Genomic DNA, 25385 nt, shown 5'->3' with positions numbered 1-25385 from the left:
GCCATTTTTCCTTATTATTCTTTCTTGCGGCGCCCCATCTTTCCATGGCCGCGCATGGTCGGATCATGCATAGTCCGGCCGGATGAATAAAGCTCGAAGCGAGTTTTCCTCTCGCTTATCGCCGCTTTGACCGGCTTTCAATCGGATTGGCCCGGATGAAAATCTGCTTCACCGCCTCTAAAGCACCAGATGCACAGGACGCGTTCGCCACGCTGACCAAGCGTTACGGTAACCATCCCGCCGGAGATGCCGATGTCATTGTCGCTCTTGGTGGCGACGGCCTCATGCTGGAAACCTTGCGGGATAATTTCGAGAGACCGCTGAAAGTCTTCGGTATGAACCGCGGCACGGTCGGCTTCCTGATGAACGAGTATCTGGAAGAGGATCTGGAGCAGCGCATCGCAGCGGCACAGCAGGTCACGCTGCATCCTCTCCGCATGGATGCCGAAGCCTTGGACGGAACCGTGACCCGGGCCCTGGCGATCAACGAAGTATCGCTGCTCAGACAGAAAGCCCAGGCCGCGAAGATAAGGATCACTATCGACGGGATCGTTCGGCTGGAAGAGCTGGTCTGTGACGGCGTGCTCATAGCAACACCCGCCGGCAGCACAGCCTATAATCTCTCCGCCCACGGCCCGATCGTGCCGCTCGGCGCCGGTGTCCTTGCCCTCACCCCCATCAGCGCCTTTCGCCCCCGGCGCTGGCGCGGCGCGCTGTTGCCACATGAGGCGAAAATCGAGTTCGAGGTCCTCGACCCCGATAAACGTCCGACCAGCGCGACAGCGGACTCGACCGAGGTTCGGGATATCGTCCGGGTGCGCGTCCGGGAGGATCGGACCGTTGCCTTGACCTTGCTCTACGATCCCCAGCACAATCTGGAAGAACGGGTTCTGAAGGAGCAGTTCGCTCCCTGAAGCTCGGCCACCCACTGCCTCCTGCCTGACGGAACAATGACATGACCGGAAAACCCGATCTCGGCGCCCTGTTCGGTGCGACGCCCGCTTCTACCTTTCTCGGGCTGGAGCAATGCGACGATCTGGACCGGATTGACGCATCCTCGGCCTTCATCGGCGCCCCCGGTGCTACGCCCTATGGCAGCGTCGGTGCCTATTGCCGAAACGCGCCAGACGCGCTGCGGAAAGCCACGTCATCGCTGACCGCAAATATCGACCGGCACAACTTCGATCTGGGCGGACCGGTCTTTCCGGCAGGCACCCGCCGGGCCGTCGATTGTGGGGATCTGCCATTCGATGAACGCGACTTTGCGCGGAACCGGATAGTCATTCAGGACGCGATCACAAAAATCGCCGGCATGGGCGCCGTGCCGATCCTGGTTGGCGGCGACGATTCCGTGCCGATCCCCATGTTGGAAGCGCTCTCAGCCACCGGGCAGTCCTATAGTGTGCTGCAGATCGATGCACATATCGACTGGCGCAAATCCCATATGGACGAGGAATTCGGCCTCTCTTCGACGATGCGCCGCGCCTCGGAAATGTCCCATATCGAGCGCATCGTGCAAGTCGGCGCCCGCGGCATCGGCTCCGCCCATTCCGACGATCATGCCGATGCCGTCGCTTGGGGCGCCGAATTCTTCACGGCGCACGACATTCACCGATCAGGTGTCGCGCCAGCATTGTCACGCATCCCTGACGACGCGAACATCATCCTCTGTATCGATGTCGACGCCCTCGACCCGTCCATCGTACCTGGCGTTATAGGACGGACTCCCGGCGGCCTCGCCTATCATCACGTGCTGGATCTGATGACCGGAGCCGCCAGGAAGGGCCGCATCGCTGCGATGGATTTCGTCGAGTATGTTCCCGAAGCGGATATCGATGGGTTGGGCGGCCTGGCAACCGCAGGGTTGATTTCAGCAGCCATGGGGATCATTGCACGACAGGATGCCGGAGTGCCCATTTAGACGATGTTAACGACAATTACCGTAAAAATTTACAGATATTTCAGATAGTTGAAAGATCACCCCCACGTTTCTTTCATTGTCGAATTGCATTCATCTGAGGTATGTTAACGAATTAGTTACCAATAAGTCCGAATGATATACGGACTAGACTTAAAAATAATGTGGCATGAACCTTTTGGGGAAGAGTCATGACCGACTATTGGGATAGTTACGAAACTACGCCGACCAGCGAAGACGATCTCAAGGCCTATATCAAGGAACGCAAAAGGCGCGCTGCGCAGTATCTGCGGACCGCGAAAAAGGCTCATGAGCACATCGATCATCTTCAGAGGATCGAAGAAGCGCACCGGAAAGCGCTAGGCGGAAAATAACTACCGGATTGCCCCAAACACTTCCGCACCCTCCTGGACAGCCTGTACGCGCCCGCTGAGCCATGCGGAGAACGCGTCCAGATCTTCTTTCAAACGCATCCCCACTCTGTCTTCGTCATGCGGTCCGGATCGGGACAAAGGCGCCTGTTGAACTCAACCTGTATGGAATCACGGTCATCCGAGGCCGCACCGTATCGGCGGATCATTTCGGCGCCTTTGTCAGGATCGTTCACCGAAACCGCATAGCCCTTTTCCCCGAGCCAATCGGCCACGGCGCTGACCACAAAGTCCGGCCGCGCTTGCCCGATGAACCCGGATCGTATTCCGCGTCTCAGAGGCCATCATTCAGGTGACAGGCGGATATCCGCCCGGGCGCGATTTCCCGCAAGGCCGGTTGTTCCACACGGCAGCGCTCGATCGCATGCGGGCAACGCGGGTGGAAATGGCATCCCGGCGGCGGATCGATCGGCGACGGAATCTCGCCCTTGACCGGAACGAACTTGCGCTTCCGTGTGTCCAGCCGAGGCACTTCACTGAGAAGGGCTTTCGTGTAGGGGTGGTTCGGCTCACGGAACAGCTCGTCCGTCGGCGCGCTCTCGACCACGCGGCCGAGATACATGATGACGACCCTGTCACTCAGATGCTCCACCACGCCCAGATCGTGGCTGATGAAGAGATAGGTGAGGTTGAGGTCCTCGCGCAGATCCATGAACAGGTTCAGCACCTGCGCCTGGATCGAGACATCAAGAGCGGCAACAGACTCGTCGCAGACCAGGAAATCAGGCTTCACCGCAAGCGCCCGGGCGATGCCGATGCGCTGCCGCTGGCCGCCAGAGAACTGGTGCGGATAGCGCTTTATATAGCTCGGGTCGAGACCGACCCGCAGCATCACGCTCTCGACGTACTCCTCAAGCTCTGCTTTCGAGACGATGCCATGCACAAGCGGCGCCTCGCCAATGATATCGCGTACCCGCAGCCGCGGGTTGAGTGAACTCATCGGGTCCTGAAAGATCATCTGGATCTTGAGCTGCACTTCACGGGCGTCGGCCCCTCTCAGCTCCGTCACGTCCTGACCGCGATAGAACATGTGGCCTTCACTCGGCTCATGTACTCCCGCGACGACGCGACCGAGCGTGGACTTGCCACAGCCGGACTCGCCGACCAGACCGACCACCTCACCGTCGGCAATGGACAGCGATACACTGTCCACCGCGTGCACGGTTTCGTCGCGCACATTGGCTCCCAGCTTCTGGCCGATCCTGCCGGCAAGATCGAGATGCTTCACGAAGCGCTTGGAAATGCCGTCCAACTGGAGGATCGGTGTATCGGTCGCGGCGACGGGCTTGTTCATTTGTGTTGTCATGGGTCTAGACCGCCTCAGTCGCGAGCGGATGATGGCACCGGACCTGTCGGCCCCCGGCAACCTCGGACAGAACCGGCGCGGCCTCGCAAACCGGAGTGGAATAGCTGCAGCGTGTCTTGAAGGCACAACCGACCGGCAGATTGAGCAGTGACGGCGTCATGCCCGGAATTTGTTGCAGGCGCTTGCCGCGCGCGTTCCGGCTCGGTACGGACCCAATCAGGCCCGCCGTGTAAGGGTGTTGTGGCGCGTCCAGCACGCCGTCCACCTCACCGGATTCGACCACACGGCCGGCATACATCACCGCCACCTCATCCGCGAGCCCAGCAACGACGGAAAGATCGTGGGTAATCCAGATCATCGCCGTGCCTGTCTCCGCACAGAGCTTCTGCACCTCGTAAAGGATCTGGCCCTGGATCGTCACATCGAGCGCCGTGGTCGGCTCGTCCGCAACAATCAGTTCCGGCTTGTTCAGCAACGCGATGGCAATCGCAACGCGCTGACGCATGCCGCCGGAGAATTGGTGCGGATAACTCTTCAGCCGCTCTTCCGGTGCAGGAATGCCAACCTGGCCGAGGGCATCGCGGCAGCGCTGGCGCGCTTCGTCGTCGCTCACCTTCTGGTGCGCCTTGATGGCCTCGATCATCTGCGTGTCGATACGCAGGACCGGGTTCAGCGTCATCATCGGATCCTGGAAGATCATGGCAATGTTGTTGCCACGCAACTGCCGCATCCGCTCCTGGCTGGCACCGACGAGATTTTCCCCGCGGTAGAGGATTTCCCCCCCGACCACGCGGCCCGGCTCGTCCACCAGTCCAAGAATTGAAAACCCAGTCACCGTCTTGCCGGAGCCGGACTCGCCCACGAGACCGAGAATCTTGCCCTTGCCAACGGAGAAACTGACGTCGTCGACCGCTTTGACTACACCGGCTTTGGTGAAAAAATGGGTCTGGAGATTACGGACCTCGAGGGTCGCCTGATCGCTCATCTGACCTGGACCTACTTCTGAAGACGGGGATTGAGAACGTCGCGCAGACGATCGCCGACAAGATTGATTGTTACGATCGTGAACAGCAGGGCCAGCCCGGGATAGACGCTGATCCAGTACATACCGCTCATGATGTATTCGAACCCGTTTGCGATCAGCAGCCCAAGCGACGGTTCCGTCACCGGCAGCCCGAGTCCGAGGAAGGACAGGGTCGCTTCCAGCGAGATCGCATGCGCCACCTGCATGGTGGCAACGACGATCAGGGGCGGCAGGCAGTTCGGCAGCATATGCCGGAAAATCACCCGCGGCTTGGACAGGCCGAGACAGGTTGCCGCCTCGATATACTCACGCCGTCGCTCCACCAGAGCGGAGCCGCGCACGGTTCGCGCATAGTAGGCCCACTGCACGACGACAAGCGCGGCGATGATCTTGTCCACGCCCTTGCCCAGGGTCGCCAACAGCACCAGCGCCACAAGGATCGCCGGGAAGCTCAGCTGGATATCGACGATACGCATGATCACGGTATCGACCTTGCCGCCGAAATAAGCAGCGCACAGACCGAAAGTCACCCCGATCAGCAACGCGATGATACCGCTGCCGATACCGACACCGAGACTGATCCGCAAGCCGTAGATCATGGCACTGACCATGTCCCGGCCGAGACCGTCGGTGCCAAGCAGGGCGGTAACCCCACTGCCCATTTGCTCACCCGGAGCAAGCTTGTTGTCCATGAACGTGACGGACGCGAGGTCATACGGATCGGTCGGCGCAATGAGCGGGCCGAATAACGCTATCAGAACAACAAGAAAAACGCTGACCAGGCCGAAAACGGCGATCTTGTTTTCCATATAATCGGCGACGAACCGGCGGAACGGTGTTTCGACTTCGACGGCGGACTGGCTCTGTCCCGCACCGCCGTTAGCTGCATTTTCCTGAACGGCGCTCATGACTTCATCTCCTGAAGACGGACACGCGGATCAAGCACCGAATAGAGTACGTCGACGATAAGGTTGATACAGACGAACAGCACAACGACGAACATCAGGTAGGCGACGATCACAGGGCGGTCGAGGAAGTTGATGGAGTCGATCAGCAGCTTGCCCATGCCCGGCCAGGCGAACACGGTTTCGGTGACAACCGAAAACGCGACCAGACCGCCGAACTCAAGCCCGAGTACGGTCACCACGGGGATCATGATGTTCTTGAACAAATGCACGCCGATAATGCGTGTATCGCTGAGCCCCTTGGCCCGGGCGAACTTGATGTAATCCTGGTGCACCACCTCACGGGTTCCGGCACGGGCCAGGCGGATCACCATCGACAATTTGAAGAGCGCCAGATTGACCGCAGGCAATAGCATGTGCGACAGGCCATCGAGCGTGAGCAAACTTATTGGAATGCCGAACACATTCACGGTGTCGCCTCGTCCGGAGGACGGCAGCCAGCCCATGATGACGGCAAAGAACAGGATCATCATGATACCGACCCAGAAGGTCGGCAGACTGAAGCCGAGGATCGAGCTCGTCATGATGGTCTTGGAAATCCAGGAATTGGCGTTCAGGCCGGCATAGATACCGAGCGGAATACCCAGGACCACCGCAATGAACAACGCGGCGAAAGCCAGCTCGAACGTCGCCGGCATGCGCTCTGCGATCAGGTGCATCGCGGATTCCTGGAACACGAAGGAATTCCCCATGTCCCCTTGCAGCGCATTGCCTATGAACCGCAAATATTGGAGATAGAACGGCAGATCGAGTCCCATGGACTTGATCATCATTTCGCGCTCTGCCTGATCCGCGTCATCCGCGACCAGCATCTCGACCGGATCCCCGACGAGAAACACGCCGCCGAACACCAGCAGCGACATAATGAGCACAACAAGAGCCGCCTGCAAAAGGCGGCGAATGACGAACACGGTCATTCTTTATCCCGACACCAGCATGTTGAAGAACGCAGCCGGGCCACCTGGCCCGGCTGCTATTCAATAGTTTCTTTTATTCCATCACATAATCGGTAGCGAGCGTACGCTCGTCAGTGCGCGGAATATATTTCAGGCCCTTCTTCGTGGCCCATGTATTGACCTGATAGTGCAACGGGATGATGCCCTGATCTTCACCGATGCCGATGTCCGTTGCCTTGGCGAGAAGCTCACCACGCTTGGCATCGTCCACGGTTGCCAGCGCCTCAAGCAGCATCTGATCCATCTTCGGGTTGGCGTGACGACCACGGTTGGAGGCGCCCATACCCTTCGACTTGTCATGCGTTGCCAGCAGAGATTTCAGCGGCGAGGAGGCTTCACCGGTGCCCGAACCCCAGCCAACCAGCACAAGGCTGAACTCCGGCAGGCCTTCAGCGCCCGAGGAGGCCCGCTTGAAGAAGACGTTCTTGGTCATGGTCACGACCTTGGTCGGGATACCGTTACCGGTGAACAGCTGACCGATCGCTTCCAGAATTTTCGCATCGTTGATGTAGCGATCGTTCGGACCATGCACGGTCAGAGCAAAGCCATCCGGATAACCGGCTTCCGCCAGCAGCTTCTTCGCCCCGGCCGGATCATATTCCTCGACCTTGAGGTTCGGAGACACACCGAAGAAACCTTCCGGCAACAGCTGACCGGCCGGAATAGCGACGTCTTCCATCACCCGCTTAACGATCGCCTTGCGGTTGATCATCTTGGACAGAGCCTTGCGGACACGCGGATCCAGCAGCGGGTTCTTGATCTTGCTGCCGTCCTTGCCGGTCACAAACGGCGAGTCCTCACGGAACTGATCCATGTGGAGATAGATCACCCGGTTGGAGATACCGGAGCTGAGAGTGACTCGCGGGTCTTTCTTCAGACGCTCGACATCGATCGTCGGAACGTTGTCGATCGCGTCAACGTCACCAGCAAGCAGGGCCGCAACGCGGGCCGGCTCGGACTTGATGAACTTGAAGGTGACCTTGTCCCAGGGCTGGGCGATCGGGCCAACATAGCCGTCGAACTTCTCAAGGACGAGCTGCTCACCCTTCTTCCATTCGACGAACTTGTACGGGCCGGACCCGATGGTCGCGGTGCCGTCGTTGAAATCCTTGGCGGAGATGCCCTTGTTCTTGCCGGAGCTGTCCGTGCCTTTAGCGTCCGCGGACATGATCATGACTGTGGTCAGATCGTTCGGCATCAACGGGTACGGCTTTTCGGTGACGATGTGCAGGGTATGGTCATCGACCTTCACCAGCTTCTTGCCCTTGGTATAGGTCCGGAAGCTGGAATTGCCGCCTTCATAACCATCGGCGCGCTCGAAAGAATAAATCACGTCGTCGACCGTCAGGTCGGAACCGTCATGAAATTTCAAGCCTTTGCGCAGCTTGATTTCCCAGGTCGTATCGTTGATCGTTTTCCACGATTCAGCGATGCTCGGGAACAGCTGCTGCTGTTCGTCAAAGCCTACAAGCCGCGTAAACACATGCCCGATCATGCCATTGTTCGGCGTCAGGTTGTGGAAATACGGGTCCATTGAAGACGGCTCGGACCGGATACCAATAACGATATCGGCCGCCATCACATTTGCGGTCATCGCGGACAACGCCACGGCCGCAAGGCCTAGCTTGCGCAGTGCCTTCATCCCTGCCTCCTGTTCAAAAATCACAATTTGATTTTGCCCCGGCTTGATACCTGCCGAGTGCCATTTGATCCGGGAAGAATGGCTCATAAAGGGAGATGCGGCAAGAGCGCTGGATGCATCAAACCAGGTCCAGGCAACTTGCCGCCGGGAAAGTCTTCGGTTTACCATCATAGGGTAATCCGGTTGCCAGCTCAGAGCGCACCGATCAAGGAAGTCGCGTATGTCTGACGTAGCCTCGGCGACCCGCCTGAACCACTATCCCGTGGAATTAGTGGCACCGGACATTTCCGCCTACCGCGACGGCAACCGGAATGTACCTTATTTCACCACGTTCGAATCCGGGCTCCCCGGCCCGAAAACTCTGATCACCGCCCTGGTTCACGGCAACGAGCTTTGTGGCGCAATCGCATTGGATCATCTGTTCCGGAACGATATCCGCCCGCTCGTCGGATCGCTCACGCTCGGCTTCTGCAACGTGGCCGCGAATGCCGAATTCCGGGCCGACTATCCGGCCTTCTCCAGATTCATCGACGAGGATTTCAACCGGGTCTGGGACCTCGATACCCTGGATGGCGGCACCCGCAGCCTCGAGAGGGCCCGCGCCCGCGAAATCCGCCCGATCGTGGATGAAGCGGACTTCCTTCTCGATATTCACTCCATGCAGAACGCGACCGAACCGCTGGTTCTGGCCGGACGGCACGGCAAAGGCCGGTTGCTTGCCCAGAAAGTCGGTACGCCGGGCCTTGTCGTTCTCGATGCGGGTCATGCTTCCGGCCGCAGGATGCGCGATTACGACTTTTTCGACGATCCGGAAAACCCGCGCAGCTCCCTGCTGGTCGAATGCGGCCAGCATTGGTCTCGCTCCGCAGCGACGGTCGCGATCGACGTCACCTACCGCTTCCTGCACGCCATGGAAATGATCAATGACGATACCCTGGAACGGCATGTCTCCATGCCCGTCCCGACGACGCAAACCGTCATCGAGATCACAGATCTAATTACGGTCACGACGGAGTCCTTCCATTTCCACGACGACTATATCGGCATGGAAGTCATTCCCGACGCGGGAACGGAAATTGGCCTCGACGGAGACAAACCCATACAAACGCCGCATGACAATTGCGTCCTCGTCATGCCTTCGCGGCGCCTTAGCCCCGGCCTGACAGCGGTCAGGCTCGGTCGATTTGTTGAATAGAGACAACGAACTGCTCTAAGATTGAAGTCCTGCCCCGATATGCAAGAAAGCGTTCGGCCACCGCCGAAGCGAATCATGAATTGACCGACCCCAAAGCGCCTGACGCCTCCGAATCCGATTCAGCCAACGACCCCGATCAAAAAGAGAAAAAGCCGAACGGTCTGGCAAGCGCTCTTCTGGCCCTCGCCATCGGAACTGCGGGCGGGTTCCTCTTTGCTTACCTGAAACTGCCCCTGCCCTGGATGATGGGGGCGATGGTCGCAACCACCGTGTGCTCGATTGCCGGCCTGAATATCGGCCTGCCTTCATTCGTGCGCATGGCCATGGTTGCCGTTCTTGGTGTCATGCTCGGCAGCGCTTTCTCACCGGCTCTGCTCGACCATATCGGAAAGTGGGCCATCTCGGTGACCGGCCTGCTGGTCTATGGCGTCGTCGCCCTGTTCCTCGTTCTGGTCTTTCTCCGTCGCTTCGCCCGGTACGACCCCGTAACCGCCTATTTCTCCTCCTCGCCCGGAGGCCTCAACGAGATGGTGATCGTCGGCAAGGCGATGGGCGGCGATGAAAGGGTCATTGCCCTGACCCATGCCTCCCGCATCCTGATCGTGGTGATGATCATCCCGTTCCTGTTCCGGATGTTCGGCGGCTACCACCCGCAACCAGGCATGCTGCCGCCGGGCTCCGGATTTGATCTGCCGCTCCATGAATGGGCCTTCATGGCGGGTTGCGCAGTTATTGGACCGATCATCGCCATCCGCCTGAAACTGCCGGCCGCCCCACTGCTCGGCGCCATGGTACTGAGCATGGCTGTCCACCTGACAGGCCTGAGCAAAAGCGCGCCCCCCAGCATGCTCGTGGCCGCCGCACAGGTCGTGCTTGGAACCGGCGTCGGCTGCCGCTTCGCCGGCACGGCCGTGAGCGAGGTGCTGAAGATCATCCGCACCTCTTTCGGCGCCTCGGTCATTCTGCTGGTTACCGCTGTTGGCGCCGGTTTCCTGCTGCAGGATATCACCGGTCTGCCCTGGTACGTGCTGGTGCTGGCATATGCTCCTGGCGGGCTCGCGGAGATGAGCATGGTGGCGCTTGGCATCGGGCAGGATGTGGCGTTCGTAGCCACCCATCATCTGTTCCGCATCGCCTTCATCGTCATCTTGGCACCGCTCGCCTTCCGGCTGATCCGGCGTTGGTTCTGACCTGGGCGGAGAGCGTCTTCGGAAGTCACGCAGCTTATTTCCGGAACCGCACTACAAGCTGAGTCCCGTTTGCCGCTTCCAGGCTCTCGGCATGGTGCGGCACGGCTTTAATCCCGAATTCCTGCTCCTTGTGCCGGTCGACATCGGCCTGCGTCACATCGCAAAGGTTACAGAGCCAGATGGTGAAACTGGCAAAAAGACGCTCGATAAGAAGCATGGCGTTTCCTCTGAACCGGAATTCTTGTGTCCCGGCAGCATCTAATCATGCTCTCCGGCGAGTGAAAACCACAGCTATGGTGGGAAGGAGTTCAGGTTGTGGCAGCCCCCACAAGAAACCTGTCGATCTCGGCCCAGACTGCGTGCCGAACCGCATCGCGTTCCAGCAAAAGCTCATGCGCGCCTTCGGCAAAACTGACGAGCCGCGCATCCGGCAGCATCGCCGCCACCTCCCGCTGCCCCGCATTGCTCACGATCTTCTCCAGCCCGGCGCTCAGGATCAGCACCGGGATACGGATGTGCGACAGATAGGATGGACGCTTGACCAGCCGTATTGACCGGAACGCCGAATAGACCCAGGCGAACGTCGGCCCACCGAGGGCAACATCCGGGTTGATCTCGATCTGTTCATGAATGCGATCGAAGCGGGCTCTATCCGTTGTCAGCGGATTGTTTTCGAAGCGCATCTGACCAGGCACATAAGGCCCGGCTCCGGGAACGAAACGTTCCCCCAGTCCGAGACGAACCGCCGTTTTAGCCAGGCCATAGGCAACCGCTCGCGGCCAGGTCCCGGTTAGAATATCGGCCATCGGCGCGCACAGGACCGCCCGTTCGAAGAGTTCCGGGTGATCGTGTGCCGCGCGCAGGGCCAGATGTCCGCCCATGGAATGCCCCATGATAACGTGCGGGCCTGGCATTTCCGCGAGCCGGGTTATTCGCAAGACTTCTTCCAGATCATTGAGGAAGTGCTGCATGTCGGGGATATGGCCCTTGCGGCGGTGCGGCAGTAACCGGTCTGAAAGCCCCTGCCCGCGCCAGTCGAACGTGATGACGCCGTAGCCGCGCTCATGCAGGGCGGCAATGCTTTCCAGCCCCTTCTCGATGAACTCGGTAAATCCCGACAACATCAGGACCGTACCCGCCGATTTCCCCGCCGGAGCAGGGAACCGGGCGATGCGAATCCGGACCCCGTCCGCCATCTCGGGAAATTCTACGGAACCGCCGGTGCTTTCGACGGTCGGGACCGGGCCCAGATCACTCACATCAGACATTAAGGAGCAAATATTCCCGTTCCCAGGCGCTGATGACCTTCTGATAGGCCGCAGATTCCGCCAGCTTCACAGACGTGAAGACGTCGACAAAACGCTGCCCCATGATTTCCTTTAGCGGCTTGGCCCGGTTCAACCGCAACAGAGCATCTTCCAGATGGCGCGGCAGTTTTGCGGCAAGCGAATAGGCGCTGGTATCGATCGGTGCCGAGGGCTCGATCTTCTCGACTAGGCCGAGATAACCGCAGGCCAGGGACGCTGCCATTGCCAGGTACGGATTGACGTCCGCACCGGCGACCCGGTTTTCCACCCGTCGCTGGTTCGGTGGCGAAATCGGCACCCGCAGACCGGTGGTCCGGTTATCGACACCCCAGTGCATGTTTATCGGCGCATCGCTGTCTGGTATCAGGCGGCGGTAGGAATTCACATACGGAGCAAGAAACGGCAGTGCCGCCGGAAGGTATTTCTGCAGACCGCCGATGAAATGCAGAAAATCCTCTGAATGGCTGCCATCCTCATTCGCGAAGAGATTCCGGCCGCTGCTCACGCCGTAAAGACTCTGATGCACATGCATCGCGCTACCAGGCTCGTCCTGCATGGGTTTTGCCATGAAGGTCGCATAGACGCCGTGATCCAGCGCCGCCTGCCGCACTGTCCGTTTGAACAGGAAGGTCTGGTCCGCAAGAGCGAGCGCGTCGCCGTGGTTGAAGTTGATCTCCATCTGCGCCGCGCCCGCCTCATGGCTCAGCGTATCGACATCGATCTCCTGCGCCTCGCAGTAATCGTAGATATCCTCGAAAAGCGGATCGAACTCGTTCACCGCGTCGATGCCGAAGGCCTGGCGTGCGGTCTCCGGACGCCCTGAACGACCAACCGGCGGCTCGAGCGGATAATCCGGGTCCGGGTTCACCTTGACGAGGAAGAATTCAAGCTCGGGCGCGACCACCGGCCGCCAGCCCTTGTCGGCATAGAGTTGCAGAATCTTTTTCAGCACCATGCGCGGCGCGATATCGACCGGACGACCATCCTGATAATAGGCGTCGTTGATGATCTGGGCCGTCGGTTCCTTGTACCAGGGCACCACCCGTATCGTATCCGCCTGCGGTGCCAGAAAAATGTCGCTCCGTCGTGGGTCGAGGTCTTTTTCCTCGATGTAGCTGCCAGTCACATCCTGACCGAAGATAGCCTCCGGCAGACGCAGACCGCGTTCTCCTATCCCGTCCAGGAATTTCGCCGCGGGCAGGATCTTGCCGCGGGGAATGCCGGCATGGTCCGAAACCATGCATTCGACTTCCGTAATCCGTCTTTCACTGATCCAGGATTTAAGATCGACCGACATAAATGCTCCACGAGCCGTTTCGACATGATCATGCGCCTCGCCCGGGGCCGACAAGCGTGATAGGGCTCCGATATCTGAGAACGGATTAGCGCAATGACTACCGCAACCTATTACCATGCATTCACGTCCGAGGACGAGCGGCGTCCGCAGCTCAACGGCGAAATCAGCGCAGATATTTGCATTATCGGCGGCGGCCTGACCGGCGTCTCCGCGGCCTTGCATATGGCGGAACGCGGATATGACACCGTTTTGCTGGAAGCCGGCCGGATCGGCGACGGCGCCTCGGGCCGCAATGGCGGTCAGATCTGCATGGGCTACAGCAGCGGGATGGAGATCTTCGAACGCGCCGCCGGAATGGAGGCCGCGCAACGCTTCTGGGCCATGGCCAACGAAGCCATCGAGGACATACAGACCCGCATTTCCCGCCACGCCATCAAGGCAGATTACCGGCGCGGCTACATCCACGCCGCCCTGAACAGCCGGCAAGAACGCGGCCTTGAGGAGATGGCCGACTCCTGGTCGAAAACCTACGGCTTCACCGACCTCAAAATGCTGAACCGTGCCGAGACGGAAGCAGCAACCGGCTCGCGGCTCTATAGCGCGTCACTGCTGGAACAGGGCAGCGGGCATATGAACCCGCTCGCCTACCTCTACGGTCTGGCACAAGCCGCCCAGAATGCCGGGGCCAAGATCTTTGAGGAAAGTCGCGTTATCGCCATCCAGAAGGGCGCGACGGTCACAATTGAAACCGATACCGGACGCATCAAGGCGCGGACGCTGGTTCTGGCCGGCAACGCATATCTCGACGAACTCGTGCCGGAAATCCGTTACCGCGTCGCCCCCGTGCTCAGCGCTGTTGCCGCCACCGCCCCGCTGAGCGCGGATCTGGCATCCCTTATCCTGCCCGGCGAAGAGGCCGTCGCGGACTCGAACACCGCACTCAACTACTTCCGGAAGACGGTCGACAACCGCCTGCTGTTCGGTGGTCTCGCCAGTTATTCAGGCCGCCCCATCACGAATGCGGCAGACGCCCTGCGCCGGCGGATGGCCAAGGTCTATCCGGAACTGAGCGATGTTGTGATCGACCATGCCTGGTCCGGAAAAATCGCCATCACCACCGGCCGGATGCCTGATTTCGGACGGATCGGCAGCAATATCTACTACGCGCAGGGATTTTCCGGGCACGGGCTGGCCATTACCGGGCTCGCTGGCAAACTGATCGCCGAAGCCGTGGCAGGCGACGCCGAGCGGTTCGATATGTTTGCCCGGCTGCCCAACCTGCGTTTCCCCGGCGGCCCTGCCCGCACAGCCCTGCTTGCCCTTGGCATGGCCTGGTTCAAGATGCGGGACGTGCTCGGACTATCGAAATAGACCGAGCAGCCTCCTAAAGTCCCAGCGCTTCCTGCGGCGTCTTGAAAGCCATACCGTGCGAGTCCGCGACTGCCTTGTAGGTGATCTCGCCGCGGTGAACGTTCAGCCCCTGCATCAGATGCAGGTCATCGGCAAGCGCCTTGCGGTGTCCCTTGTCAGCCAAGGCCAGCACGAACGGCAGCGTGGCATTGTTCAGCGCAAAAGTTGAGGTCCGCGCAACGCCTCCGGGCATGTTCGCGACGCAATAATGCACCACGTCATGAACCATGTAGGTCGGCTCCCGATGGGTCGTCGCGCGTGAGGTCTCGAAGCAGCCTCCCTGGTCGATGGCAACATCGACGAGCACCGAGCCGCGCTGCATCTTGGAAACCAGCGCATCCGTCACCAGTTTCGGTGCGGCAGCCCCCGGCACCAGCACGGCCCCGACGACGAGATCGGCAGCCATCACATTCTCCTCGATCGCATCCACCGTCGAATAGATCGTGTTCAGCATCGGTCCGAACTGGAGGTCAAGCTCGTAAAGCCGCTCAAGGCTGCGATCAATGACCGTCACCTTGGCTTCCAGCCCCATCGCCATACGCGCCGCGTTGGTCCCGACCACACCGCCGCCGATGACAACGACATTCCCCGCCGGAACACCCGGCACACCGCCAAGCAGGGTTCCGCTGCCGCCTTGCGCTTTCTCCAGGCAATGGGCGCCGGCCTGTATCGCCATCCGCCCCGCGACTTCACTCATCGGCGCCAACAAAGGCAGGCCGCCGCGGGCATTGGTGACGGTCTCATAAGCGATGGCAATCGCACCGCTGTCGATCAGGCCTTTGGTCTGGGCCAGATCCGGCGCCAGGTGCAGATAGGTGAAAAGGATCTGCCCCTCGCGCAGCATCTTGCATTCAGCTGCCTGCGGCTCCTTCACCTTCACGATCATGTCCGCCTTGGAGAACACCTCCTCCGCAGTTCCAGCGATCTCGGCACCGGCGGCGATATACCGGTCGTCATCGAGACCGATGCCATAGCCGGCATGGGTCTCGACAAGAACCTTATGACCGTGATGAACCAGCTCCCGGACGCTGGACGGGATCAGTCCGACCCGGTTTTCGTCCGACTTTATTTCTCTGGGCACGCCAATCAGCATGGTGTCCTCCCTGATTGAAATCTGAGGCAGTTTCCCAACACTCTGTCGAACTCGCGCTCCGCACTGTCAAGTTAGGGATACTCGCTCAACGATAGCTGGTCTTTTCTCGCCACAATACGGTCACGATTGATCACGAGAATTTCTTTTGTCAGAACGTCGGACGGCTCCTAGGCTGTTCACATGAAGGTGTCCCTGTTCGTCTGTATCGGACAGCAGAGTGACACGGGGGAGAAGGTCATGGCCATGGAAGCTGGAAATCTGAAACGCTCTTGCGTCGTTCTTGGCGCGATTGTTTTCAATGTTCTGGTCTGGCTGACCGCGGCACTGCCGCATCTGGTGATTTAACCAGAGTCGCATTTGATCCGGCGATCCGTTTGTTCGTGAACAATGGATGTTTACGCTGGTACGACACGGGCACTGGAAGTGATCCACGATCGGCACTAGGATTCCGGCTCTGAGTTTGCCGGAGAATATCTCATGTACCGCCATATCATCGTCGGCCGTGGCCTGATCGGCTCCGCAGCCGCGCGACATCTCTCTTCCTGGCAGGATGGGGTCGCCGTTATTGGCCCGGACGAGCCGGCGGACAGGCAAACTCACTCAGGCGTATTCGGCAGCCATTACGACGAAGGCCGCCTGACCCGGATTTTCGATCCGGAGCACGAATGGTCGATTACCGCTGCCCGCTCCATCGGCCGCTATCCGGAAATCGAAGCCGAGAGCGGCATCACCTTCTTCACCCCCGCCGGGTTTCTCAAAATCGTCGGCTCGGAAGACCCCGTTATCAAACCGGCCGTCACACTCGCACGGGAGAATGGCGGGAACGCCACCGTGATCGGCGCAAACGAGATGCGCGAGCTCTATCCCTTCCTTTCGCTACCCGACGATTGCGCGGGCATCCGGGAGACGGAGACCGCCGGCCATATCAGCCCGCGCGCATTGGTCAAGGCGCAGACGACAATCGCCGAAAAACAAGGCGCCGAGACCATCAACGCCGCCGTCACAAAGATCGATGTCCAGAGCAGCCATGTCAGCGTCACCACGGATGACGGACAGACCCTTACAGCAGAACGGGTCCTGGTCGCGACCGGCGGCTACACAACGGCCATGAAACTGCTGCCGAGGCCGCTGGCCACGACGGTCTATGCTCGGACCGTCCTGCTGATCCGGGTCACAGAACCTGCTGCCGAGGCATTGCACGGCATGCCCACCATCATCGACCGGTATGCAGGCTCCTACATCCTGCCTCCTATCCGGTACCCGGACGGGCATCTCTATGTGAAAATCGGCATCGGAACGGAAGCCGATGCTCAACTGGCAACCGTCGACGACCTGACAGACTGGTTCAAATCCAAGGGCTCAGAGCGCAACCGGCTGGAACTTACGGACGTCTTCGAGGGCGTTATCCCGGTTCTGAAGGACTGCCCTGACCGGCACACGGATACCTGCGTGACCACCTTCAGCACCTCGGGCCTGCCATATATCGACTATGTCGCCGGCGACCGGCTTGCCGTTGCCATCTGCGGTAACGGCAAGGGAGCCAAGGGATCGGACGACTGGGGCTACGCCGCGGCCCGGCTCCTTGAAGGCAGCGATTGGGATCATCCGGTTCCGCGCTACAAGCTGAAAGCGGTGTTTTCCTGAGACTCAAACAGCCATCGGCGTGCCGCGCGCCTTGTCGACACAGGCCGCCGCCACCGCATCCATGATCGCTTCTGCGTCAATGCCGTGGGTCTGATAAAGATCCGGCAGATCGCCGGACTGACCGAACGTGGTGACACCGAGGGGGAACAACCGGCGGCCAAGCGCGCTCCCGATCCAGCTCAGGTTCGCCGGATGGCCGTCCTGCACGGTGATGATCCGGGTTTCCGGGCCGAGCCCGCCCATCAGCTTTTCCAGATGCGGGACAGGCGCATCCGGACGGCGCACGCGCGCCTGCCAGTCTGCATAAAGCCGGTCCGCGCTGGTGACCGCGAGCACACCGACCCCCGGCAACTCTTCCTCCAGCATTTCGCGCGCCTGCAGCACTTCCGGCACCACCGCGCCGGTATAGACGATCACGGCCGGTGCCTGCGGGTCCGGCTCGCGCAGCCAGTACCCGCCGGAGACGATGTCGTGCCTGAGATCGGCGGTCATCTCCCTCTCGGGCTGTTCCTGCGGCCGTGTCGAAAGCCGGAGATAGACCGCCCCGCCATCATCCGCCTGCATGTAGTTGAAGCCCCAGGCCATGATCTCCGCCACCTCGTCCGCATAGGCCGGCTCGAAGCTGAGCAGGCCCGACTGCCCCATACCGATCAACGGCGTGGAGACGGACTGGTGCGCGCCGCCCTCCGGTGCGAGGGAGATTCCGGATGGAGTCGCCACCACCATGAAACGGGCGCCCTGATAGCAGGCGTAATTCAGGGAATCGAGGCCGCGTGCGATGAACGGATCGTACAGTGTGCCGACCGGCAGCAGCCGCGTGCCGAACAACGGGCCGGACAGGCCGAGAGCCGCCAGCATGATGAAGAGATTGCTCTCCGCGATACCAAGCTCGAAATGCTGTCCGCCACCATGGCGCAACCATTTCTGCGCCGAAGCCACCTTCTCGTCCCGGAACACATCGTTTCGCATGTCGAGACTGAAGATCCCGCGCTGGTTCACCCAGGGACCGAGATTGGTCGAGACCGTCACGTCCGGTGAGGTGGTGACGATGCGGGAGGCAAGTGCCGAGTTGCCGCGCGCCAGCTCGTTCAGTACGGCACCGAAAGCCTGCTGCGTCGATGTTTTCGCGGCGCGCTTCGGCACGATACTCTCCGGCAGCTCCACCTTGGCGGCATGATGGATGCGCGATCCGCCACGGTTGAAGGAGACGCCGGCAAGATAGTCCCGCACTTCTTCCGCCGGCATGTCGAGATTGGCGAACGGGTCCCATTCGTCCCCTTCCGGCACGCCAATATGGGAGCGGAACAGCTCCATCTGGTCCGGTGTCATCAGGCCTGCATGGTTGTCCTTGTGCCCGGCGAGCGGCGTGTTGAAGCCCTTCACCGTGTAGGCGATGAAACATTGCGGGCTATCGTCTGAAACTCCGTGGAAAGCGTCCAGAACCGCTTCCATGTCGTGCCCGGCGAGGTTGGTCATCAGCGCATGCAGGGCCTCGTCATCATGATCGTCGAGGATCGACTTGATGCCCTTGACCCCATGCAGGTCGCGCTTCAGATGGTCGCGCCAGGTACTGCCTCCTCCGGCCTGCCCCTTGAAGGTCAGTGCGCTGTAGAGATCGTTCGGGCAATCGTCGATCCAGTTTCGCAGAACTTCGCCGCCGGGCTCCAGAAACACCCGCTCCAGCTTCTTGCCGTATTTCAGCATGTTGACGTTCCAGTCGACCGTCCCGAAGAACTGCCGGATCTTCTGGAACAACCCGTCAGAGACCACACCGTCCAGGCTCTGCCGGTTGTAGTCGATCACCCACCAGAGGTTCCGGACGTCGTACTTCCAGCCCTCCAGCATAGCCTCATAGATATTGCCCTCATCCAGCTCCGCATCGCCCATCACAGCGATCATGCGGCCGGCCGGCTGCTGCTGCAGACCCTGATCTTGCACAAGATGATGCAGCCGCACGTAATCCTGCACCATCGAGGAAAAGAGCGTCATGGCGACGCCAAGGCCGACGGAGCCGGTAGAGAAATCCACCTCGTCCCGGTCCTTGGTACGCGATGGGTAAGACTGCGCGCCGCCAAGCGCCCGGAAGCTCTCCAGCGCAGACTGGTCCTGCCGGCCCAGCATGTATTGGATGGCATGGAAGACCGGGCTCGCATGCGGCTTCACCGCGACACGGTCCTGCGGCTTCAGGACGTCAAAATAGAGCGCTGTCATCAGGGTCGAGACGGACGCGCAGGATGCCTGGTGCCCACCGACCTTGATGCCGTCGCGCGAGGGCCGGACATGGTTAGCGTTATGGATCATCCACATGGCAAGCCAGAGAACTTTCTTCTCCAGCTCACGCAGGGTTTCGATCTTGTTTTGCGGCTCTACCAGGCCCATCTCGGCCTCCTGAAAACGGATGATTTCGGGAGGACTATGGGGTTCGCGTAATAATCCGTCGATAGGGGGACGCAAGTTCGCAATGATCTGTCTGATCCGATTATCGGGCCACCGGATCTTCCCGCTCAAAGCCACTGATCATTATAATCACTGCCGCGGCTTCCTTGGTCAGCACACTGGCTGGCGGTGAATCAGCGTCAGACGAAGCCTCAGGCGCCGACCTCGGCCACGTCCAGTTCTTCAACCGGCTCCGTCACGGACTCCTCCCGCATCTGCTGCCGCCACATCGCCGCATAGATTCCCCCCTGCGAGAGCAGCGAATCATGATTGCCGCGTTCGGCGATCTCGCCGTCGCGCAGAACGATGATTTCGTGTGCATCGACCACGGTCGAGAGCCGGTGTGCGATAACCAGAGTGGTATAGTCCTGGCTGACCTCGGAGAGGCTGTTCTGGATCGCCTTTTCCGTCTGGCTGTCGAGCGCCGATGTCGCTTCGTCGAACAGGAAGATCTTCGGCTGTTTCAGCAATGTCCGGGCAATTGCGACACGTTGCTTTTCACCACCCGACAGTTTCAGGCCGCGCTCACCAACCGTGCTTTCATACCCGTCCGGCAGGCTTACGACGAAATCATGAATCCGGGCCAGACGGGCAGCCTCCTCGATTTCGGCTGTGCTTGCATCGGGCCGACCGTAGGCGATGTTGTAATAGATCGTATCGTTGAACAGCACAGTATCCTGCGGAACGATCCCGATAGCCCGCCTCAGGCTCTCTTGTGTGACTGAGCGGATATCCTGACCGTCGATCAGGATCGCGCCATCGTCGATATCGTAAAAGCGGAACAGCAGCCGGGAGATGGTCGATTTTCCGGCACCGCTGGGGCCGACCAACGCAACGGTCTTGCCTGCCGGCACATCGAAGCTGATGCCCTTCAGAATGCCGCGTTCGGCCGAATAACCGAACTTCACGTTCTCGAACCGTACCGCGCCTTTCTCGACAGTTAGGTCAGTCGCGTCCGCCGCGTCCTCGATCTCCTGCTCCTCATCGAGCAGAAGGAACATTTGCTGCATATCCGTCAGGGACTGCTTGATCTCTCGATAAACGAAACCGAGGAAGTTCAGCGGCATATAGAGCTGGATCAGATAGGTGTTCACCATGACGAAATCGCCGACCGTCGCCTTACCGGCAGCGATGTCGCCGCCTGCGAGCGCCATGACGACCATCAGTCCGACAGCGATGATCCCGCCCTGACCGACATTGACTAGTGACAGGCTGGTACGGCTCTTGACCGCCGCGTCCTCGTAGCTCCGCATGGAGCGGTCGTAGCGCTCCTCCTCATGCGTCTCGTTGCCGAAATATTTGACCGTCTCATAGTTCAGCAGGCTGTCGACCGCGCGGGTGTTCGCGCGGTTATCCATCGTATTCATCCGACGCCGGATCTTCAGTCGCCATTCCGTCACCAGCATGGTGAAGGTGATGTAGGAGAAGATTGTTCCGAAGGTGGCAATCGCATACCGGAAGTCGAACATCCACCAGAGCACGCCGCAGACCAGGAAGATCTCGAACAGCGTCGGCAGGATGTTGAAGAGCATGAAGTTGAGCAGGAACTCGATGGCCTTCGTGCCCCGCTCGATCACCCGGGTCAGCCCGCCGGTCTGGCGATCCAGATGGAAGCGCAGCGACAGCCGGTGCAAGTGCCGAAACGTCTTGATGGCAACAGCCCGGATCGCCCGTTGGGCGACACGGGCAAAGAAGAACTCGCGCAACTGGGCGAAGGCCTGCTGGCCAAGGCGCGTCATGCCGTAAGCAACAACGATCCACAACAGGACGGTGAAATCGAACTTGTCGCCCGAGATCAGGTCGACCGCTTCCTTGTAGAGGATCGGGACATAGACAGACGCCGCCTTCGCCAGAACAAGGCAGGCAATTGCCACCACCACCCGCGCCCGCATCTCAAACTGACCTTTCGGCCAGAGATAGGGCAGCAGGGATTTTATCGTATCAAGGTCGGCAGTCGCCGGCGGATCGGACTCGGTCAGATTAGCGGTCGGTCGACGTGACATAAAACTTCCTGTCGGGCAGCGCCGGGTGGCGCACCCCGCTTATTTCTTTGTTCGATAAATATGGAACTATTGGCTCCGGACACAAGGCAAATCGACAGGCTGTGCCTGTTGCGCCTGATCACACTGGCTGGAAGCTTCGCAGCTTTGGCTGACGAAGGAGTATAACCGGAACCGCCCGCCGGGATAGAAGGCTGAAATATTTTCCGTTGAGCCTCTTGCCGCTCAGCCGCTGTTGCGGAGCCCTGCTGCGATCCCGTTGATCGTAAGCTGGATACCACGCAGCACCTTCGGGTCCTCCGCATCACGGCGATAGTCGCGGAGCAGATTGACCTGCAGGTGGTTCAGCGGATCGAGATAGGGGAAACGGTTCGAGATCGACCGTGACAACAGAGGGTTCCCATCGAGCAGGGTTTCATCCTGCATGATCTGGAGCAGAGCCTCGATGGAGGCTTCCCTTTCATCTCGAATTCGCTGGAAAATCGCATCCCGCAATTCCCCGTCTTCAACCAGATCGGCATAGCGCGACGCGATCGCGATATTGGTCTTGGACAGAACCATCGCCATGTTTGAAAGCTGCGCCTTGAAGAACGGCCACTCCCGATACATCGCACGAAGACGGTCCAGCCCATCATCCGGATGTGCTTCGAGCCATGACTGGAAGGCGCTGCCGAAGCCGTACCATCCGGGCAGCATCAGGCGGCATTGCGACCAGCTGAAGACCCAGGGAATGGCACGCAGATCGGCTATCTTTCCGAGTTTCTTCCGGGACGCCGGGCGCGAGCCGATGTTGAGGGTGGCAATCTCATTGATGACCGTCGAACCCCAGAAATACTCGTCGAAACGCGGGGTTTCATAGACCAGCGCACGATAGGCCTTGAATGCGCTGGCCGAGAGCTCCTCCATAGCCTCCAGAAATTCCGTGGGAACGTCGTCCCGGTCCGGTCGCAACAGCGAGGCCTCAAGACAGGCCGCGGCAAGGATCTCCAGATTTCGGCGGCCGAGATCCGGGTTGGTGTACTTGCTGGAGATGATCTCGCCCTGCTCTGTCAGACGGATATGACCGTCGACCGCACCGGCCGGCTGGGCCAGGATAGCTTCGAAACTCGGGCCGCCGCCGCGCCCGACGGTGCCGCCACGGCCATGAAACAGGCGCAGCCGGACATTGTGCCGCTGGAACAGTTCGATCAGCGCGATCTCGGCCTTGTAGAGCTCCCAGCCGGACGTCAGATAGCCGCCGTCCTTGTTGCTGTCGGAATAGCCGAGCATGACTTCCTGGACACCGCCAAGATCGTCCACCAGAGCGCGATAGGCCGGGATTGACAGCAGCCGGTCCATGATCCCGACGCAATTGCGCAAATCTTCGATGGTCTCGAACAACGGGACGATATTGACGTCACTCCGGCCTTCCGGCGTGACGAGGCCGACTTCCTTCAGAAGGATTGCCAGCTCGAGCAGGTCCGAGACGCTCTGGGTGTTCGAAATGATCGCGGTGGTGATCGCACGCGGCCCATAGCGCCGATGCGCCGCCGAAGCGGCCCTGAAGATCGCCAGCTCCTTCTCGGTTTCCTCCGAATAGCTCTCGAACGGGCGTAGCAGCGGGCGGAGATTGCCCAGCTCCGATGACAGCAGAGCAACCCGCTCATCCTCTTTCAGAGCCGTGTAGTCGGGCACCGCCCCAACCGCCTGCAGCAGGTCCCCGACGGTGCGGGCATGTACCTCCGAGTTTTGCCGCATGTCCAGGGTGGCAAGATGGAAGCCGAAACAATCGACCGCACGCCGCAAGCGGCGCAGACGTCCTTCGGTCAGTGGACGGGAGCCATGCGTGACCAGAGAGGCATGCACGATGTCCAGATCCGCACGCAGATCATCCGGGCTCTCATATTTGGCAAATGCGGAGCGCGCCCGGCTTTCCACCGCCGGTATTCCATGCGCCGGCAGCACATCGGCCGGCAAAGGCTCCTTCACGGCGTCCAGCGTCGCCGCGACCCGGCTGCCGATACCGGAGAGTGCCCGGCGATAAGGCTCCAGCACGGTATGTTGCGAAACGTCCGCCGCCTTGTCCGCCAGCGCCGAAAGCTCCTCCGACACAGAGACGATGCGCAGGGACAGGGAAAGCTCGTCCTCCAGCTTCTCCAGCTCCGACAGATAGAAGCCGAGCACGCGCTCGCTCTGCATCTGCAAAGTACGCTCCACCACAGCGGCGGTCACGAACGGGTTGCCGTCCCGATCCCCGCCAATCCAGCTGCCTATACGCAGGAAAGACGCCAGCTCGACGGGCTGTTCGCTCCCGTCCATGGCGGAGATACGATCCTCAAGACGGCAATAGAGGCGCGGCAGCTCCCGGAAGAAGGTGTAATCGTAATAGGTCAGGCCATTCTCGACCTCATCGGCAACATCAAGCCGGGTCTGCCGCAGCAGGTTGGTCTGCCAAAGCGTGAGGATCGCCCGGCCGAGTTTGGCGTCGATATCCTCCGCCTCTTCCGCCGTCCACGGTCCCCGTTCCAGCTTGGCAATGAGATCGGCAACAGCCATTTCACGGCGCATCGTGCTCTTGCGGCGCACTTCCGTCGGGTGCGCCGTCAGCACCGGGCTGACCAATGCGTTCCGGAAAAAGGCCTCAAGGCCGCCGGCCGAAAAGCCGGCTTCGGCGGCACGGCCGAGCGCGGCTTCAATGGTGCCGCGCCGGGCGGCTGAACCGGCAATATCGTGTGCCCGGTTCCGACGTGTGTGATGAAGATCCTCGGCAATGTTCGCGAGGTGAGAGAAGTAACTGAAGGCGCGGATCACCTGCACCGACTGGTTTGGGTTAAGACGCTCAAGAATGCTCTCAAGCTCCTGTTTCTCCGGCAGTTCGTCATCTCGGTGAAAGCGGATTGAGGTCTGCCGGATATTCTCGATGATATCGAAAACATCTTGGCCTTCCTGCTCCCTGACGGTATCGCCGAGCAGGCGCCCGAGGAGCCGGATATTCTCACGCAGCGGCGCGTCCTTGCCCTCTTCAATCTCTGAATTCAGGCGGGTCTCATCAGGCATAGCACCTCACACCCACATGTTGCGCCCATCATTGCTCGCAGGCGCAGCATCCAAGTCATAGAGAAGGCTGATATCAGGCACCGGTCAAGGGAGCAGTTGCTCTTCCGCCCGGCAAAGAACAGTCAGGAAGCGACGTTGAAGCTCTCGCCACAGCCGCAACGGCTTTCTTCGTTCGGATTGTTGAAGACGAAACCCGAATAATATTTGTCTTCCTGGAAATCCATCTCGGAGCCGAGGATGAACATCACGGATGTCGGGTCGACAAAGATGGTGACACCCTTGTCCTCGACCATGTCCTCGAATTTTTTCCGCTCTTTGGCGTACTCGACGAAATAGCTGAGGCCGGAGCATCCCTTGGCCTTCACGCCAACGCGCAGGCCGAGAACGCCGTCCTCGGGTTTTGCCGCCATCAGGGACTTGACCCTTTCGGCTGCGGCGTCCGTCAATGTGATCGGGGCTTTACCGGGCTGAAACATGTTGTCTCTTTCCTCTGTCTAGCCTGTCGTCTCTATATAGTGATGATCTGGATCATATT

General features: G+C 60.1%; 22 protein-coding genes. 8 read left to right on the top strand and 14 right to left on the bottom strand.

Translation table 11 applies throughout. From position 1 onward, the window contains the following. Positions 1–155 precede the first annotated feature (155 nt). The 3 genes from IG629_RS01735 (at position 156) to IG629_RS01725 (ending at position 2292) form a co-directional block, all read left to right on the top strand. A complete protein-coding gene (locus tag IG629_RS01735; RefSeq protein WP_193170266.1) occupies positions 156–914 on the top strand; it encodes an NAD kinase in 759 nt (252 codons plus the stop codon). Between the two features lie 41 nt (positions 915–955). After that, entirely contained in the window at positions 956–1921 is a 966-nt protein-coding gene (locus tag IG629_RS01730; protein WP_193170265.1) for an arginase family protein, read from the top strand. 188 nt (positions 1922–2109) lie between these two features. Then, a complete protein-coding gene (locus tag IG629_RS01725; protein WP_193170264.1) occupies positions 2110–2292 on the top strand; it encodes a hypothetical protein in 183 nt (60 codons plus the stop codon). Positions 2293–2381: 89 nt separating this feature from the next. Here IG629_RS01725 and IG629_RS01720 read toward each other — a convergent pair whose 3' ends face one another. The 6 genes from IG629_RS01720 to IG629_RS01695 all read right to left on the bottom strand — a co-directional run bounded on the left by IG629_RS01720 (position 2382) and on the right by IG629_RS01695 (position 8242). Next, entirely contained in the window at positions 2382–2600 is a 219-nt protein-coding gene (locus IG629_RS01720) for an N-formylglutamate amidohydrolase (protein WP_319025000.1), read from the bottom strand. Positions 2601–2623: 23 nt separating this feature from the next. After that, positions 2624–3643, bottom strand: coding sequence for an ABC transporter ATP-binding protein (locus IG629_RS01715; RefSeq protein ID WP_226886379.1), 1020 nt, complete (start codon positions 3641–3643; stop codon positions 2624–2626). Between the two features lie 16 nt (positions 3644–3659). Beyond that, complete coding sequence (locus IG629_RS01710) at positions 3660–4640, bottom strand: ABC transporter ATP-binding protein (protein WP_193170261.1); 981 nt, start codon at positions 4638–4640, stop codon at positions 3660–3662. 11 nt (positions 4641–4651) lie between these two features. Beyond that, complete coding sequence (locus IG629_RS01705; RefSeq protein WP_193170260.1) at positions 4652–5587, bottom strand: ABC transporter permease; 936 nt, start codon at positions 5585–5587, stop codon at positions 4652–4654. Beyond that, positions 5584–6561 carry an ABC transporter permease gene (locus IG629_RS01700; protein WP_193170259.1) on the bottom strand — a complete coding sequence of 326 codons (978 nt, stop codon included), beginning with the start codon at positions 6559–6561 and terminating at the stop codon, positions 5584–5586. The genes IG629_RS01705 and IG629_RS01700 overlap by 4 nt, the downstream gene beginning before the upstream one ends. 73 nt (positions 6562–6634) lie before the next feature. Continuing rightward, entirely contained in the window at positions 6635–8242 is a 1608-nt protein-coding gene (locus IG629_RS01695; RefSeq protein WP_193170258.1) for an ABC transporter substrate-binding protein, read from the bottom strand. 220 nt (positions 8243–8462) lie between these two features. On the opposite strand from IG629_RS01695, the gene IG629_RS01690 reads away from it, so the two are divergent. Further along, positions 8463–9437, top strand: a complete 975-nt coding sequence (locus IG629_RS01690; protein ID WP_193170257.1) for a M14 family metallopeptidase — start codon at positions 8463–8465, stop codon at positions 9435–9437. Positions 9438–9517: 80 nt separating this feature from the next. Then, positions 9518–10627 carry an AbrB family transcriptional regulator gene (locus IG629_RS01685; RefSeq protein WP_226886378.1) on the top strand — a complete coding sequence of 370 codons (1110 nt, stop codon included), beginning with the start codon at positions 9518–9520 and terminating at the stop codon, positions 10625–10627. A gap of 34 nt (positions 10628–10661) precedes the next feature. Here IG629_RS01685 and IG629_RS01680 read toward each other — a convergent pair whose 3' ends face one another. The 3 genes from IG629_RS01680 to IG629_RS01670 form a co-directional block, all read right to left on the bottom strand. Next, positions 10662–10844, bottom strand: coding sequence for a hypothetical protein (locus tag IG629_RS01680; RefSeq protein WP_193170256.1), 183 nt, complete (start codon positions 10842–10844; stop codon positions 10662–10664). 91 nt (positions 10845–10935) lie between these two features. After that, complete coding sequence (locus IG629_RS01675) at positions 10936–11895, bottom strand: alpha/beta fold hydrolase (RefSeq protein ID WP_193170255.1); 960 nt, start codon at positions 11893–11895, stop codon at positions 10936–10938. Next, complete coding sequence (locus IG629_RS01670; protein WP_193170254.1) at positions 11888–13231, bottom strand: glutamine synthetase family protein; 1344 nt, start codon at positions 13229–13231, stop codon at positions 11888–11890. Before IG629_RS01670 ends, IG629_RS01675 begins: the two co-directional genes overlap by 8 nt. Before the next feature lie 93 nt (positions 13232–13324). Here IG629_RS01670 and IG629_RS01665 point away from each other — a divergent pair, with 93 nt between their 5' ends. Next, positions 13325–14602 (top strand): NAD(P)/FAD-dependent oxidoreductase, encoded by a 1278-nt coding sequence (locus IG629_RS01665; protein WP_226886377.1) that lies wholly within the window; start codon positions 13325–13327, stop codon positions 14600–14602. Positions 14603–14615: 13 nt separating this feature from the next. Here the strand turns inward: IG629_RS01665 and ald are convergent, their stop codons facing one another. Further along, positions 14616–15734, bottom strand: a complete 1119-nt coding sequence (gene ald / locus IG629_RS01660; protein WP_193170253.1) for an alanine dehydrogenase — start codon at positions 15732–15734, stop codon at positions 14616–14618. A 180-nt stretch (positions 15735–15914) separates the two neighbouring features. Here ald and IG629_RS01655 point away from each other — a divergent pair, with 180 nt between their 5' ends. Together IG629_RS01655 and IG629_RS01650 are read left to right on the top strand one after the other, a co-directional pair. Then, positions 15915–16079, top strand: coding sequence for a hypothetical protein (locus IG629_RS01655; RefSeq protein WP_193170252.1), 165 nt, complete (start codon positions 15915–15917; stop codon positions 16077–16079). Positions 16080–16211: 132 nt separating this feature from the next. Then, positions 16212–17378: an NAD(P)/FAD-dependent oxidoreductase gene (locus tag IG629_RS01650; RefSeq protein ID WP_193170251.1), complete on the top strand. Its 1167-nt coding sequence runs from the start codon at positions 16212–16214 to the stop codon at positions 17376–17378. 3 nt (positions 17379–17381) lie between these two features. On the opposite strand, the gene IG629_RS01645 is transcribed toward IG629_RS01650, so the two are convergent. The 4 genes from IG629_RS01645 to IG629_RS01630 form a co-directional block, all read right to left on the bottom strand. Beyond that, positions 17382–19757 carry a transketolase-like TK C-terminal-containing protein gene (locus IG629_RS01645; protein ID WP_193170250.1) on the bottom strand — a complete coding sequence of 792 codons (2376 nt, stop codon included), beginning with the start codon at positions 19755–19757 and terminating at the stop codon, positions 17382–17384. A 209-nt stretch (positions 19758–19966) separates the two neighbouring features. Further along, positions 19967–21817: an ABCB family ABC transporter ATP-binding protein/permease gene (locus tag IG629_RS01640; RefSeq protein WP_193170249.1), complete on the bottom strand. Its 1851-nt coding sequence runs from the start codon at positions 21815–21817 to the stop codon at positions 19967–19969. Between the two features lie 222 nt (positions 21818–22039). Further along, positions 22040–24850: a phosphoenolpyruvate carboxylase gene (gene ppc / locus IG629_RS01635; RefSeq protein WP_193170248.1), complete on the bottom strand. Its 2811-nt coding sequence runs from the start codon at positions 24848–24850 to the stop codon at positions 22040–22042. A 122-nt stretch (positions 24851–24972) separates the two neighbouring features. Further along, positions 24973–25326: a HesB/IscA family protein gene (locus IG629_RS01630; RefSeq protein WP_028464567.1), complete on the bottom strand. Its 354-nt coding sequence runs from the start codon at positions 25324–25326 to the stop codon at positions 24973–24975. Between the last annotated feature and the right edge of the window lie 59 nt (positions 25327–25385).

The sequence above is a fragment of the Nisaea nitritireducens genome (assembly GCF_014904795.1).
GTDB lineage: Bacteria > Pseudomonadota > Alphaproteobacteria > Thalassobaculales > Thalassobaculaceae > Nisaea > Nisaea nitritireducens.
The sequence above is the reverse complement of the archived record's forward strand: the minus strand, read 5'-3'. Positions and strand labels throughout refer to the sequence as shown.

Coding starts and splice junctions, on each gene's coding strand:
- IG629_RS01735 (WP_193170266.1), top strand. CDS start 156: ATGAAAATCTGCTTCACCGCCTCTAAAGCACCAGATGCACAGGACGCG.
- IG629_RS01730 (WP_193170265.1), top strand. CDS start 956: ATGACCGGAAAACCCGATCTCGGCGCCCTGTTCGGTGCGACGCCCGCT.
- IG629_RS01725 (WP_193170264.1), top strand. CDS start 2,110: ATGACCGACTATTGGGATAGTTACGAAACTACGCCGACCAGCGAAGAC.
- IG629_RS01715 (WP_226886379.1), bottom strand. CDS start 3,643: ATGAACAAGCCCGTCGCCGCGACCGATACACCGATCCTCCAGTTGGAC.
- IG629_RS01710 (WP_193170261.1), bottom strand. CDS start 4,640: ATGAGCGATCAGGCGACCCTCGAGGTCCGTAATCTCCAGACCCATTTT.
- IG629_RS01705 (WP_193170260.1), bottom strand. CDS start 5,587: ATGAGCGCCGTTCAGGAAAATGCAGCTAACGGCGGTGCGGGACAGAGC.
- IG629_RS01700 (WP_193170259.1), bottom strand. CDS start 6,561: ATGACCGTGTTCGTCATTCGCCGCCTTTTGCAGGCGGCTCTTGTTGTG.
- IG629_RS01695 (WP_193170258.1), bottom strand. CDS start 8,242: ATGAAGGCACTGCGCAAGCTAGGCCTTGCGGCCGTGGCGTTGTCCGCG.
- IG629_RS01690 (WP_193170257.1), top strand. CDS start 8,463: ATGTCTGACGTAGCCTCGGCGACCCGCCTGAACCACTATCCCGTGGAA.
- IG629_RS01680 (WP_193170256.1), bottom strand. CDS start 10,844: ATGCTTCTTATCGAGCGTCTTTTTGCCAGTTTCACCATCTGGCTCTGT.
- IG629_RS01675 (WP_193170255.1), bottom strand. CDS start 11,895: ATGTCTGATGTGAGTGATCTGGGCCCGGTCCCGACCGTCGAAAGCACC.
- IG629_RS01670 (WP_193170254.1), bottom strand. CDS start 13,231: ATGTCGGTCGATCTTAAATCCTGGATCAGTGAAAGACGGATTACGGAA.
- IG629_RS01665 (WP_226886377.1), top strand. CDS start 13,325: ATGACTACCGCAACCTATTACCATGCATTCACGTCCGAGGACGAGCGG.
- ald (WP_193170253.1), bottom strand. CDS start 15,734: ATGCTGATTGGCGTGCCCAGAGAAATAAAGTCGGACGAAAACCGGGTC.
- IG629_RS01655 (WP_193170252.1), top strand. CDS start 15,915: ATGAAGGTGTCCCTGTTCGTCTGTATCGGACAGCAGAGTGACACGGGG.
- IG629_RS01650 (WP_193170251.1), top strand. CDS start 16,212: ATGTACCGCCATATCATCGTCGGCCGTGGCCTGATCGGCTCCGCAGCC.
- IG629_RS01645 (WP_193170250.1), bottom strand. CDS start 19,757: ATGGGCCTGGTAGAGCCGCAAAACAAGATCGAAACCCTGCGTGAGCTG.
- IG629_RS01640 (WP_193170249.1), bottom strand. CDS start 21,817: ATGTCACGTCGACCGACCGCTAATCTGACCGAGTCCGATCCGCCGGCG.
- ppc (WP_193170248.1), bottom strand. CDS start 24,850: ATGCCTGATGAGACCCGCCTGAATTCAGAGATTGAAGAGGGCAAGGAC.
- IG629_RS01630 (WP_028464567.1), bottom strand. CDS start 25,326: ATGTTTCAGCCCGGTAAAGCCCCGATCACATTGACGGACGCCGCAGCC.